The sequence below is a fragment of the Cytobacillus spartinae genome (assembly GCF_042865285.1).
GTDB classification, from domain to species: domain Bacteria; phylum Bacillota; class Bacilli; order Bacillales; family Cytobacillaceae; genus Robertmurraya_A; species Robertmurraya_A spartinae.
The window spans coordinates 656681-669981 of record NZ_JBIACK010000001.1 but is presented as its reverse complement, the minus strand read 5'-3'; the positions used below and the strand labels follow the sequence as shown (position 1 = coordinate 669981).

At 35.8% G+C, this 13301-nt stretch carries 10 protein-coding genes and 1 pseudogene; 8 read left to right on the top strand and 3 right to left on the bottom strand.

The genetic code is table 11. The features are described from left to right. Nucleotides 1-30: 30 nt before the first annotated feature. Complete coding sequence (locus ACFYKX_RS03290) at nt 31-303, bottom strand: DUF6407 family protein (RefSeq protein WP_389358015.1); 273 nt, start codon at nt 301-303, stop codon at nt 31-33. 207 nt (nt 304-510) lie between these two features. Between ACFYKX_RS03290 and ACFYKX_RS03285 the strand changes: the two genes are divergently transcribed. The 4 genes from ACFYKX_RS03285 (at nt 511) to ACFYKX_RS03270 (ending at nt 7619) form a co-directional block, all read left to right on the top strand. After that, nucleotides 511-1965 (top strand): NADP-dependent isocitrate dehydrogenase, encoded by a 1455-nt coding sequence (locus ACFYKX_RS03285; protein ID WP_389358013.1) that lies wholly within the window; start codon nt 511-513, stop codon nt 1963-1965. Nucleotides 1966-2311: 346 nt separating this feature from the next. Continuing rightward, nucleotides 2312-3193: an alpha/beta hydrolase gene (locus ACFYKX_RS03280; protein WP_389359025.1), complete on the top strand. Its 882-nt coding sequence runs from the start codon at nt 2312-2314 to the stop codon at nt 3191-3193. A gap of 223 nt (nt 3194-3416) precedes the next feature. Further along, nucleotides 3417-5615, top strand: a complete 2199-nt coding sequence (locus ACFYKX_RS03275) for a sensor domain-containing protein (protein ID WP_389358011.1) — start codon at nt 3417-3419, stop codon at nt 5613-5615. A gap of 30 nt (nt 5616-5645) precedes the next feature. Continuing rightward, nucleotides 5646-7619 carry a methyl-accepting chemotaxis protein gene (locus tag ACFYKX_RS03270; protein ID WP_389358009.1) on the top strand — a complete coding sequence of 658 codons (1974 nt, stop codon included), beginning with the start codon at nt 5646-5648 and terminating at the stop codon, nt 7617-7619. 148 nt (nt 7620-7767) lie between these two features. Here ACFYKX_RS03270 and ACFYKX_RS03265 read toward each other — a convergent pair whose 3' ends face one another. Continuing rightward, nucleotides 7768-9042 carry an ATP-binding protein gene (locus ACFYKX_RS03265; RefSeq protein ID WP_389358007.1) on the bottom strand — a complete coding sequence of 425 codons (1275 nt, stop codon included), beginning with the start codon at nt 9040-9042 and terminating at the stop codon, nt 7768-7770. Between the two features lie 299 nt (nt 9043-9341). Here ACFYKX_RS03265 and ACFYKX_RS03260 point away from each other — a divergent pair, with 299 nt between their 5' ends. After that, complete coding sequence (locus ACFYKX_RS03260) at nt 9342-9773, top strand: Rrf2 family transcriptional regulator (protein WP_389358005.1); 432 nt, start codon at nt 9342-9344, stop codon at nt 9771-9773. Nucleotides 9774-9931: 158 nt separating this feature from the next. Then, nucleotides 9932-10258 (top strand): hypothetical protein, encoded by a 327-nt coding sequence (locus tag ACFYKX_RS03255; RefSeq protein WP_389358003.1) that lies wholly within the window; start codon nt 9932-9934, stop codon nt 10256-10258. 59 nt (nt 10259-10317) lie between these two features. On the opposite strand, the pseudogene ACFYKX_RS03250 reads toward ACFYKX_RS03255, so the two are convergent. Continuing rightward, a pseudogene (locus tag ACFYKX_RS03250) lies at nt 10318-11186 on the bottom strand (aminoglycoside 6-adenylyltransferase). Nucleotides 11187-11407: 221 nt separating this feature from the next. Between ACFYKX_RS03250 and ACFYKX_RS03245 the strand changes: the two are divergent. Both ACFYKX_RS03245 and ACFYKX_RS03240 read left to right on the top strand, forming a co-directional pair. Then, entirely contained in the window at nt 11408-12142 is a 735-nt protein-coding gene (locus ACFYKX_RS03245) for an MOSC domain-containing protein (protein WP_389358001.1), read from the top strand. Between the two features lie 384 nt (nt 12143-12526). Further along, entirely contained in the window at nt 12527-13225 is a 699-nt protein-coding gene (locus tag ACFYKX_RS03240) for a class I SAM-dependent methyltransferase (RefSeq protein ID WP_389357999.1), read from the top strand. Nucleotides 13226-13301 lie beyond the last annotated feature (76 nt).

Genomic DNA, 13301 nt, shown 5'->3' with positions numbered 1-13301 from the left:
GGCTCTGGACAGAAAATTATCCAGAGCCTTTTAATGTTTGCGGACAATATACCCATCATAAACTTCCTCTATACTTATATCCTCACCAGTGGCAATCCCTACAATTCTAGAGAGAATATTTTCCTCAGCCATGGAAGCGATATATAAGGTTTCAACCTTCCCGTTAGCTGTCTCTTCCAACTTTTCAATAGACTTTAACTCGTAATAATCAATGGCAGAGCGAACTAGTTTCTTTAAGTGATCTAAATTGATTTCTACTCTAGAATTGAAGTCTTTAACAAACTCGCTAAATGATATTTTCATACATACTCCTTTTGAATGTCCTCTCATTAGTATAATATTCATCCATATTACTAAACCAGTTTTTTAGAAAGTATATAACTTCTTTATTATAAGAATGATAAAAGAGACAATTCTCAAACAAAAAGAAAATTTATGTTACTATTATAAAGGTAGTAAAAACCCATACATAAAAGGTTTTTCAAAACAACACGGAAAGGGAGAAAAAGTATGACAAATAAACGAAACATCACGGTTGCAAGAGGGGATGGAATCGGGCCTGAAATTATGGATGCTACTTTAAAAATATTAGAGCATGCTGGGGCCAAGATTGAGCCAGAATTTATTGATATTGGGGAGAAAGTGTATTTAGCGGGTAATTCTTCGGGAATTCCTGATGACGCTTGGGAGTCTTTAAGACGAACAAAGGTATTTTTCAAAGGTCCTATTACAACTCCACAAGGTGGAGGCTATAAAAGCCTAAATGTTACAATCCGTAAAACATTAGGATTGTATGCAAACGTTAGACCAAATGTTTCATATGCACCTTTTGTAGAGACAAAACACCCGAATATGGACATTGTTATTATTAGAGAAAATGAAGAGGATTTATATGCGGGGATTGAGCATCAGCAAACACCTGAAGTTGTACAATGTTTGAAGCTCATTACTCGTCCGGGTAGTGAAAAAATTATTCGATATGCATTCGAATATGCTCGTAAAAACAATCGTAAAAAAGTGACTTGTTTTACAAAGGATAACATCATGAAGTTGACGGATGGTCTATTTCACAAGGTGTTTAAAGAAGTTGCTGTAGAATATCCTGAAATTGAGACAGAACATTGGATCATTGATATTGGGATGGCAAAAATTGCCGATACTCCACAGGATTTTGATGTGATTGTTATGCCAAACCTTTATGGAGATATCGCATCAGATGTTGCTGCACAAATAACAGGTAGTGTAGGTCTTGCCGGTTCTGCGAATATCGGTGATCAAGTGGCCATGTTTGAAGCGATTCACGGCAGTGCACCTGATATTGCAGGTAAGGGAATTGCGAATCCTTCAGGACTCATTCATGGTGCGATTATGATGCTTGTTCATATTGGCCAACCAGAAGTAGCAACAAAAATACATAATGCATGGTTAAAAACATTAGAAGACCGCGTTCATACAGGGGATATTGCAAAAAATGGCTCTTCTGTTGGAACAATGGAGTTTGCGGATGCAGTAATCGAAAGGTTAGGGCAACAGCCTTCTACTTATAAGCCAGTGGAATATAAGAAGGTAGAAGAAGCGGATGAAATTTCATTCAAGCTAGCACCACAAGTCAAAGATCGTCCAAAAGCTGATGTTGTGCGTACACTTGATGGAGTAGATGTCTTCTTATTCAATAACGAACTTACTCCAGATGAGCTTGGCCAAAAGCTAGAGTCCCTACAAGGTTCAGCGTTTAAATTAGCTGTCATCACCAATCGTGGGGTAAAAGTATATCCTCAAGGTTTCCCAGAAACATTTACCACTGATCACTGGCGTTGTCGCTTCCAAGGCAATGAAGGTGTTACAAACGCTGATATTATCAAGTTACTAAGCCGTATTGAAGAAGCAGGCTTAGACTTTATAAAAATTGAAAACCTATACAAATTTAATGATGAGCTTGGCTATTCATTAGGGCAGGGACAATAAAAGGGTTAAGGAAACACAAGGTTGCTTATAGGGATAAGTGCCTTGTGTTTTTTTGTGTTGAAATCTTAGATTACTATTAACGAACTTCCCTCTGCAAGTAACTTTTTAATCTAATTGCTTCTCGTTTTAATGGAGTGGATTTCCCTAAAAGTACATATCCTCGAATACGTGGATGGAAAATGGAATCTCTTTTTATCTTTTTTTGTATACATCGCTTGTTTCACGATAAACATAAAGGTATTTCACAATGTCAAGAGGCTGTTAACCCCCTAAAAAAGGAATTTTCCCTCGTCTTATAGAAAGATAGAGAAAATACTTTAGAAGGGGGTTTTTTGTTTTGCCTAGCGTGGAAAGTATGTATTTTAAAGAGCAGTTGCGACGAGAAGGTAGAAAAGAGTTTTGGAAACAAACAGGTGATAAACTGAGAAAAGGCATTGCAGAAAGACGATTATTGAACTCCGAACCACCAGATTCTTTAAGGGAGTACTTCCATATAGAGAAAAAGCAACTGAATGGACATGCTTTTTATGAGATGTCACCATTAGGAAGCAAATATGAGTTGAATATTTTCTATGCCCATGGTGGTGCTTACGTAAATAAAATTACTGCTTTCCATTGGGAGTTTCTTGGTCAAATAGGAAAGCAAATATCATGCAAGTTTACAATTCCACTCTACCCATTAGCACCCGAATATACATACAAGGACACGTTTGACTTTGTATATCCGTTATACAAACAATTAATCGAAAAACAAGAGGACATTATTTTAATGGGGGATTCAGCAGGAGGGGGACTTGTACTTGCTTTATCTCACCTTTTAAATGAAAAAAGTGACTTACAACCCAAAAAAATAATTCTAATATCCCCGTGGTTAGATCTCACCTTAACTCATCCAGAAATAGATTCAATTGAAAAGGATGACCCTTTTTTATCAAAATTAGGTGCAATTGAAGCAGGGAAAATGTACGCCGGTGGAGAAAATCCAACTCATTATCTATTAAGTCCTCTATACGGAGATTTAAATGATTTACCTGATATCATGTTAATTATGGGTACACATGATATTTTAGCTCCTGATGCTAGAAGGTTTGTAGAAAAAGCGAAAAACATAGATGTAAAAGTCGAATACTTTGAGTTCCCAGAAATGGTCCATATTTTCCCGATTTTTGATTTCCCCGAAGCAAATGAGGCAAAAAAACTTATTATTCAAACGATCAAAAAACCTTAAAAAGCAATCATATTCGATTGCTTTTTTATTATGTCAATATATTTTCATTCTCCTAAAAGGACTATTCATTCATTATTACTTAACTGAATTTCCACTGTATAAATAGTATAAAATATGCAACATATTGTATTAAAATGCAAGTTATGATAAAAATTAACTATCATTATGTAAAATATTACAACATTTTGTAAAATCTTGTCCTACGAAAGAAGGAGGTGAGAATATGAGCATTATGTACGAACCACATCATATCCAACCTATTATTCAATCACTTCAAAGAGCTTTAAAAAATGGGAATCAACTTGATGATCTACGCCTGATTGAAGATAAGGTTAATCAGATTATACAACTGCTACATGATTATAAAAATTTAAAGCATGCAATAGATGCTTCAATCATTGTTGCCGCGACAAGTTTAAGCGGGAAGATTATTTATGCGAATGAGAGATTTTGTAAGATCTCAAAATATAAGCTTGAAGATTTAATTGGCAAAGATCATCGAGTACTAAATTCAGGTCATCATAATAAAGCATTTTTTAAAAAGATGTGGGAAACGATCAAGAAAGGTGATATTTGGCAAGGAGAGATAAAAAACAAAGCAAGAGATGGTAGTTTCTATTGGGTTCAATCAACCATTGTACCTATAAGAGATGAAAACGGTAAACAAATCATGTACATCTCATTAAGGACTGAAATTACCGAAGGAAAAATAGCACAAGAAAAGTTATTAGCCGCACTCAAAAATGATTTTCGGTTTGTTGTGAATTCCATGTATAACCATATTTATAAAGTTATGAAGAAAGGTACTCATTTTATTTATACGCTAAATGAAGGTAAGCTGGCAGCGGACTTAGGTTTAGACAATGGAAAGATGTACAACAAATCGCCAAAAGAGGTTTATCCTCAGCCGATTGCAGACATGTTAGAGGAGAAATATGAAAAAGCTTTTTCGGGAGAAATGGTCACTTTTACAACCACTTTACAAAATAGAAATCTAGTAACCCATTTAACTCCCATTACTAATGATGGTGTCGTCAATGAAGTAATCGCGTGTGTAAGTGATATTACAGATCTAAGTAAAGCACAAGAAGAGGTTAAGTATATTGCTTTTCATGATCTGTTAACAAATCTACCAAATAGACGAAAATTTATGAATGACATGAAATATCTCATTCAGGATGCCAAAAGGAATGAGAGACCCTTTAGTGTCTTTTTCCTTGACTTAGATCGGTTCAAGCAAATCAATGATTCATTAGGTCATACTGTAGGCGATCATCTAATTATAGAAGTAACGAAAAGATTAAAAGCCTCCATAGGTTTATTGGGGAATATCTATAGATTTGCAGGAGATGAATTTATTATTGTCTTCCCGAATAGTGATGGGAAGATGGACGTTCATTCATTAGCTGAACAAGTGGTGGATATTTTTAAAAGCGTTTTCATACTGCCGAACTCTTTAGAGATTTACACATCAGCAAGTATCGGAGTAAGCATTTACCCTGAACATGGAGAGGATGATGACACGCTTCTAAAAAATGCGGATACTGCTATGTACTATGCAAAGTCAGTGGCAAAAAATACATATCAACTATATGAAACTAGCATGAGTCAGCAAAATGAAGAAACGCTTAAGATCGAGCATCATCTACGGTCAGCCATCGAAAAAAATGAGTTGGAATTATACTATCAACCTAAATTTGATCTCCTAACAAATCGTGTAACTGGCGTGGAGGCCCTCCTTCGATGGCATAGTTCGATATTGGGGGAAGTTCCTGTTACAAAGTTTATCCCTATCGCTGAGGAAACGGGACTGATTTTTAAGTTAGATGAATGGGTATTAAAGAAAGCTTGTGAACAAAGCCGAAAGTGGAACGCGCTTAATCTATCTTACCCATTAACAATGGCAGTTAATATTTCACCGCTTCACTTTAGACTTCCTAACTTTGTTCATTTTGTCGACCGAGTCTTAAAAAAGACTTGCCTAGAACCTAGTCTATTAGAAATAGAAATTACGGAAGGCTGCTTTATCGATAATGCAGATGAATGTATCATCTATCTTACACAATTAAAGAATTTGGGTGTTTCTGTTGCGATTGATGATTTTGGGAAGGGATACTCATCATTAAACTACTTACGTAAGTTTCCTATTAACTCTTTAAAGATTGACCGTGAATTCATTCATGAAGTAGAGCAGAATGCAGATGATATTGCCATAGTAAAGGCAATTATCTTTCTTTCGCATGAATTAAAACTCAAGGTAGTTGCAGAAGGTACGGAAACAAAAGAGGTAATTGAAATATTAAAGGGTCTAGGGTGCAATGAAGTGCAGGGCTACTACATTTCAGAACCATTACCTAGTAATGAGATTGAGCGAATCATTAGTGAAATAAATAGTAAAGATGAATTTTTTAGCAATTCTTAACATGACTCTAAAAAGGGTAGGGGAATAAGTTTGAACAGTATTAAAACGAAATTATTAATGGTAATGATCCCAATCATATGTATTGCTTTAGTCGGGGTAGCTTGGTTGAACCAAAATAAAGCAAAAGAGTTTTTAATTGAAGGGTTTGAAGAAAACTCTTTTGTAAAACTTGATAGAACTCAGGTTAAATTAGATGATGCACTATTAATCCATATTGAGAGACTTCAGGGGTTAGCGCAGAGCTCTGATGTGATAAACGCGAATTTAGAACAGCAACAAGCGTTTATTTCACGTGTCTCTAAGCAGTTTACTGATTACTCAATGATATTCGTGGCTGATCAAACAGGTCAATCCATTACATCTTCTAATGTAGAAGCGAATGTAGCGGATCGCGCTTATTTCCAAAAAATTATGGCAGGAGATTCATTTGCTATCTCAGAGCCAGTTGTAAGTAAAGCTGATAACTCAACCATTATTGTGTTTGCGGTCCCGATAAAAAATGCCCAAGGAAGTACAGTTGGTGTGTTAGGGGGAACATTCCCAATCGATAGCCTTCAGCAATTGGTAGCCGATGTGAAAGTTGGCGAAACGGGTTATGCATTCATAACACAAAATAACGGATTAATCATCGGTCACCCAGATAAAGAACTAGTTTTACAAACCACTCTTAAAGATTTAAATATACCAGAACTTACTGAGGCACACGAGAAGGCGAAGACAGGCGAAGAAGGGATGATTCGTTATTCCTTTGAAGGTGTAGATAAGTTTAATTTTTACAAAGGGCTTCAATCTACAGATTGGGTGATATACATAACTGCTCCTGTATCTGAAGCAACAAGTAAACTATCTTATTTAGCCATTTTATCATTTGTAACAGCAGGTGTAGTTTTACTATTTACGATTATTATCGTCTTTATTTTCTCGTCCCGTCTTGTAAACCCAATCCAAAAAATGAGCCACCTAACATCAGCTGTTGCAAAAGGGGATCTTACTTTAAAAGTGGACCACAAAGGCAGAGATGAGATTGGATTACTTGGTAGAAACTTTAACACGATGATTGAAGGGATGCAGAATATATTAATCAAGATTAATTCTGTGTCCGATCATGTAAAGCAATCATCCGAAACGCTTGTACAATCTAGTGAGGAGACTAGGTTATCAGCAGAACAGGTGGCTACAGCCATTAATGAACTGGCAACTGGAACGACGGATATCGTAAACTCAGTGACAAGTGTTACCGATAAAGTTCAATATATGAGTGAAACACTCCGAAATCTTAATCAATTTGCTAATGAGGTAAATGAAACCTCACTGCAAAGTAAGGAACTGTCCGAAAATGGTGAATTGCTGATTAATGAAGCGATAAAAACGATTCGTGAAGCTAGTCAACAGGTGCAAGAAACAGCAGAAATTATTAAACTAGTGGATAAAAGATCCTCAGAAATAGGCAATGTCATTAATATGATTACGAGTATTGCGGAACAAACGAATCTTCTAGCCCTAAATGCATCTATTGAAGCAGCTCGTGCTGGGGATGCTGGGAAAGGGTTTGCCGTTGTTGCGGAAGAGGTTAGAAAGCTTGCAACGGAAACGAGTAGTTCAGCTGATAAAATCGCAAGTATGATTAGAGAAACACAAAATGAAAGTAATCGAGCAGTGAAGTCCATTCAACAAGGAATTGAGGTAGTAGAGGTAGGGATGGAAGCTGTGACTCAGTCAGGCGACGCTTTTACGAAAATATCCGAAAATGTTAATACGACATCTAATCAAATACACAAAATTAATGAATCTATTAAAACTCTAGAAGCTAATAGTGTTAGTATTACAGAGGATATGGGAAGTATATCAGCAGTTACGGAACAATCATCCGCTGGAGCGCAAGAGGTGAGTGCTGCAAGTGAAGAACAAGCTAGCAGTGCAGTACAAATCTCTCATGATGCACTTGAGTTATCTAATCTGAGCAAAGAGTTACAAGAAATGCTTAAGCAGTTTAAAATTAGCTAAAGAACAAAAGCGCAAGCGCCCTGTTTGCACTTATTTTCATTATGTGATAAAGGAAACAAGAATGTTGACTTGCCGTAATTAGGGGAATCTCTTCAGATATCAAAAAAGGTGAATTCCTAAGGGAGTTCACCTTTTTTAACTATGGCTGTTATTTACCTGTTCCCATTGCCGCTGTATAAGAGGGAAGGTCTATCGGAAACGTCAAGGTTACCGTTGTGCCTTTACCCTCCGTACTCTCAATTTGAAATGTACCTTGGTGTTTCTCAATAATTTTGATTGAAGTCATCAAGCCCAGTCCAGTTCCTTTTTCTTTAAGGGTGTAAAAAGGTTGACCTATATGCGGTAAACGATTCTTCGGAATTCCAGTTCCCGTATCCTCAATTAAGATTTGTAGTTTCCCATCTATTTGTTTGCAACTAATAGATATTTGACCACCATGCGGGGTGGCTTCGATTGAATTTTTAATAATATTGATAAATACTTGCTTTAACTCGTTTTTGTCACAAAGCAATAGATGCTCAATATTTGAATGGTTAAAGCTACAAATTACATGATGAAGCAATGCTTCCGGCTGCATTAAAGTGATAACGTCATTAAGTATTTTGGTCACATTACAAACTTTTAAGTTGCTGGCTTGCGGCTTAGCTAATATTAAAAAATCATTGGTGACTTGGTTAATTCGGTCAATCTCCGCCATAATGACTTTATAATAAGTTGGGTTTTTAGCTGACTCTTCCATCATTTGAATAAATCCTTTTATACTAGTTAAGGGATTTCGTATTTCATGGGCAATCCCTGCGGCTATTTGTCCTACCACTGCAAGCTTTTCAGATAGTTTTAATTGCTCCTCTTGCTTTTTCTTTTCCGTAATATTTCTTATTACTAATTGTACGCATCTCTTATCGTTAAATTGGCATATGATTGCTTTCGATTCAACAAAAACCGATGAGCCATCTTTAGCAATCAATTCGTATTCATTTAAGTTTAAGACAATATCTTCATCTGTACTATAAATTTCTTTTTCGCGCTCGATAATCGTTGCGTGGCCAGACGGGTGTGTGAAATCAATGAGAGTTTTTCCTAGCACTTCTTCCTCCGAGTAGCCTAAGTATTCAACGGCAACAGAGTTTGCATAGACAATTCTACCTTTTTCATGAATGACGATGCCATCCGGGTGATGATCAATTAATCTCTTATACCGTTGTTCACTTTCATAGTTTCTTTTATTTATCTCTTTTTTTCTAAAATAGGACACGATTAAATAGGTAGAGATAGATGAGAAAATGTAAAAAAGTATAATCCAAATGGGGCTCCCAGTGAGAGTAACGTAGTGGTGAAAAATGAAGAGTGAAATGAGGAAAAATAAGAGGTAATAGAGAAGTGAAGTATGATTTTTCAAATAGGTTAATGCCTTAAAAAACATTGGTTAAAACCCCTTATTTACAAGTTGGAAATCTAGCTAACTACTCTAATTATATCAAGAAGTTACCAGTTTTAACAGAATTTTTTAAATGAGTTAGAAAACGGGTATTTTTAAAGAGCCTATGTTCATTAGGAGTTTTCGAGCTAGTATTGTTATTCTGGTTAAGTGATCGTACAAGTTGTTCCTTGAACAAAAATAGGTAAATATACACTCTTTTTCATCTTATTTATTTTTCCATTGAACTTTCTGACTATTGCGTAAATTGTTAAAAGTTGTTATATTAAAATAGGGTGATTAATATGCAGCTTATGACTCAGTCAGGAAATCTAGGTCCTAAATGGTTCCACGTAGCTTTACGAGCGATGGTCATTTTGGCAGAAACCAAATTTTTATTAAAGAGCCATCAAATAGCAGACATGATTGGTGCAGACTCTACTTTTATCAGGAAAGTATTAGCTTTACTTTCTAAAGCAGATCTTGTTTCAAGCTACGGAGGACGATACGGTGGATATACTCTAGAAAAATCAGCTTGTGAGATTTCAGTAGGGGATATTTATGTTGCTCTTGCTACAGAACCACCAGACCCAGATTGTACCGTTCCATCCACTGAGTCGGAGTTATATATTTCTAACATCATCTCAAAAGCAGAACAGGAATTTAGGACAATCTTAGAAGGATATACATTGGACGATATTGTAAAACAAACAAATATACATCAGTTATATGAGTGAAGGGATGCTACATAAGTGGCATCTCTTTTTGGTCAAACAGAATAAATCCAAGTAAAAACAATAATTCATAAAGTATTCAAATACAGGGGTGGAATTGTCAATTTTTTGCAATGAATCGGTGATATAATATTCCCAAAAAAGATAGAAAGGGGATTTATATGGATAGTGAACTTAAAAAAATTTTTGATCTACTAAGTGTGATGGATTCAAAGCTAAATAATGTTGAAAAGAGGCTAACCCATCTTGAAAAAGTTGATAGTATTGAGCATAGAGTTACGGTTAATCAAATTGACATTTCGGACATTAAAGAATTACTACAAAAACTAGAAGCTCACCCAGAAGATCAATTTACCTCGATCGTAAAAGAGGCAATGAGTAAGTTTGAAGATATCTACTTAAAACATGTTGATACAATTAATAGACGACTGGATTCTCAATTATTAAAAATCGCAAAGGCAGAAGAAGAAATTCAAATGTTAAGATAAGAAGAAAGGAGTTCACTTATTGGTGAACTCCTTCATTATGTCTGTGTTTTATTAAAAACTTAGAAGCTTTTTACATTCTTAGGAAGTGCCTTAACTTTTTCCATGAATTCAGTAACTTTCTGATCGTCCTCGGTAGGATATTGATAGCCAAAGTGATCCGCAACCCCAACAGCACTTTTTCTAAAAAGAGCACACATAATAAATAGAGAGTTCCAGATACTTTCTACGTTTGCATCCGTATAAGTAGATACAAAATTTCCCCAATCATTTTCTTCCATATAGTCTTTTAAGTACTTTCCAAGCTTTCCAGCACTTAAAGAAAAATCAGTCTTGATTCCAATTTCCCACTCCAACATTTTAATGAGGACATTACGATTAATTTGTTCATACATAAACATTGTGAATGAAAGTTCCTCTCGCCACAACCCTTTGCATATATTAAGGTTAATCCACCAAAATTCATTACAAATATCAAGAAAGGTTCTTTCTGATGGAGGTTTGATATGATAGTCCTCATCACTAGGAGGTGGGAGAGTTCCTATGATTCCATCTTTATCTAAGAGAAGTATACTCAAACTGTCATTACTGAGTAACTGGTCGAGCTTTTCTATTGGTAGGAGTGTTAAGTCAATTCGGTTACCATCCATAAATTGCATAAGATAAGTGAATCGGCCATCATTCAGTGGTGGAGGTACCACCTTTTCTTCCGGCATTTGCATCATCATTCGCTCTCCGAATACATCTATCCAGTTATGATTATTCGTAAAGTATCTATATCCTTTACGATGTAAACAATATCGTAGTCTTGAAAAATATCTTTCTCTACACGTGGATTCGTTCTTGAACCATTCATAATAACTACTCGAATTCTCTCGTCATTTTCAGCCGTAGTCAGTATTAACTCCATCATTTCTTGTTCTGTTCTCATATGAAACCTCCGTTTATAAGTTTAAATTCTTTGAAACTAATTTTTTATGGAGGAGGTCTGGCATGATAAAAACATAGAATACGTTATAAACCAGTAAAAGTTCTCTTCATAGGAATCATCCTTTTTTTAAAAAATATTGTACCATTTTTTAGGGTTATAATGCTCTTTTTCTAAAAGCTGTATTTTCGATACAATGTAAGGTAACAAATCCTCTAGAGAAGGTGGTTAACAAAGTGGTAACAGGGAAGATTCATGAGATCATTCGGTATCCAGTCAAATCACTACAGGGGGAGAGGTTGAGGAACACAAACATTAAAGAGTATGGGCTGTACGGAGATCGAAGTCATGTGTTTATAGATGAAACAAAGAAGAAGAAGTATTATATGGCCACCTATAATCAAAAGCTTCTCTCCTATCGGGCAGAGTTTGCCGGTGAAGACAAAGCCACCGAATATCCAGATGTAAAAATCACTGCACCAGATGGAAGAACTTTTTACTGGCACGAACAAGCATGTCTAGAAGAATTTAAACAATTAACAGGAGAAAATCAACTATACCAAAAAACATTTACACCACAGCATGTGCCCATCGGACCTATAGAAGAAGAGCATATTCTAATCCTAACTACTTCTTCGTTGAAGGCGTTGGAAAGAAAAATAGGAACCGCGATAGACTGGAGAAGTTTCAGACCTAATTTTATTGTTTCTTTAGATGACGATACACCTTTTATAGAGGATCAATGGTTCGGGAAGACGATGAAAATAGGTGAAGTCGAGTTACAGATCAAAAGGCACTGTGAAAGATGTACGATTGTTAATATTGAACCTGACACGCTCAAAGCTAATACTAATATCCTAAAGACCATTGTCAAAGACCGAAACAATTATTTTGGTGTGTATGCTAGCGTCATTAAAACAGGTAAGGTTTCTGTTGGAGATGAGTTTAGTATTATTTAAGGAGGCGCCCTTGTGGTGCCTTTGTTAATTTGTTTAAAGACTATTATGATTTTCAAGGAACAATCTGCTCCTCTTATATACAAGAACTGATGTATTACGATTATATTTCAATTGTTACAACCATTTAAATGCGTGGTTGTGTAGCTGGCACATATAAGAGTCATAAAGAAGTGAAACTGCTATGTTCTATAAATCTAGTGTTTTGGTACCTACTAAGGTTTTACAGTCAAATATCATGTAATCTAGGCTCTGTAGTAGCATAAATTAGACGGATTAATAATGGTACAGAAGCCGTTTTTCATATGTTTTTAAAATAGCTGTAACAAGAAGATTGGAAACTTTTAGTACAATAAAGATAGAGTGTTTAGAAGGGAGCTTTCTTACTTGGAAAAAGCGATACTAAATGTGGAAGACTTATTACATATGTTAGATCATTTGTTAAGGGAACCCAAACTTTTTTGGGAAGATTTTTATGAGGACCGGAACAAAAAGGTTCCATTTTTTCAAAATCATCAACCCGATGAGAATCTAGTCGAATACTTTGAGAATGATTTAAAGCCAGAACGTGTTCTTGAATTAGGTTGTGGTCCGGGTAGAAACGCAATCTATATGGCACAAAAGGGGTGTGCTGTAGATGCTATTGATATCTCTGGGAACGCTGTAAATTGGGCGAGAGAGCGTGCAAATGAAGCGGGTGTTTCCCTCAACCTTTACTGTAAGTCCTTATTTGAGTTTGACTTTGAACCTAATTCCTATGACTTTGTTTACGACAGTGGGTTATTTCATCATTTACCACCGCACAGGCGCATAACCTATTTAGAAATCGTTAAAAGAGCTTTAAAAGACAATGGCTATTTTGGAATTGTTTGTTTTAACCCGGATGGCTCAAACGGCATCTCCGACTGGGAGGTATATGAGGAACGGAGTCTAAAAGGTGGAATTGGGTATACAGAGGATAGATTCAAAGAAATCTTTACACAGCATTTTGCAATTACGCATTTTCGAAGAATGAGAAAATCAACTGAAGTGAATGGACTTTTCGGAGAGGACTTTCTTTGGACCAGTTTAATGAGAAAAAAATAACTAAACATCTCTATGAGAGGTAAAAAACTAAGTGAAAAAGCTGCAAACTTCATGTTGATTTATGAAGTTTGCAGCT

What these genes read in the sequence shown, in the direction of transcription:
- ACFYKX_RS03260 (WP_389358005.1), top strand. Translation starts at nt 9,342, where the DNA reads ATGCAGCTTATGACTCAGTCAGGAAATCTAGGTCCTAAATGGTTCCAC.
- ACFYKX_RS03290 (WP_389358015.1), bottom strand. Translation starts at nt 303, where the DNA reads ATGAAAATATCATTTAGCGAGTTTGTTAAAGACTTCAATTCTAGAGTA.
- ACFYKX_RS03275 (WP_389358011.1), top strand. Translation starts at nt 3,417, where the DNA reads ATGAGCATTATGTACGAACCACATCATATCCAACCTATTATTCAATCA.
- ACFYKX_RS03285 (WP_389358013.1), top strand. Translation starts at nt 511, where the DNA reads ATGACAAATAAACGAAACATCACGGTTGCAAGAGGGGATGGAATCGGG.
- ACFYKX_RS03255 (WP_389358003.1), top strand. Translation starts at nt 9,932, where the DNA reads ATGGATAGTGAACTTAAAAAAATTTTTGATCTACTAAGTGTGATGGAT.
- ACFYKX_RS03265 (WP_389358007.1), bottom strand. Translation starts at nt 9,042, where the DNA reads ATGTTTTTTAAGGCATTAACCTATTTGAAAAATCATACTTCACTTCTC.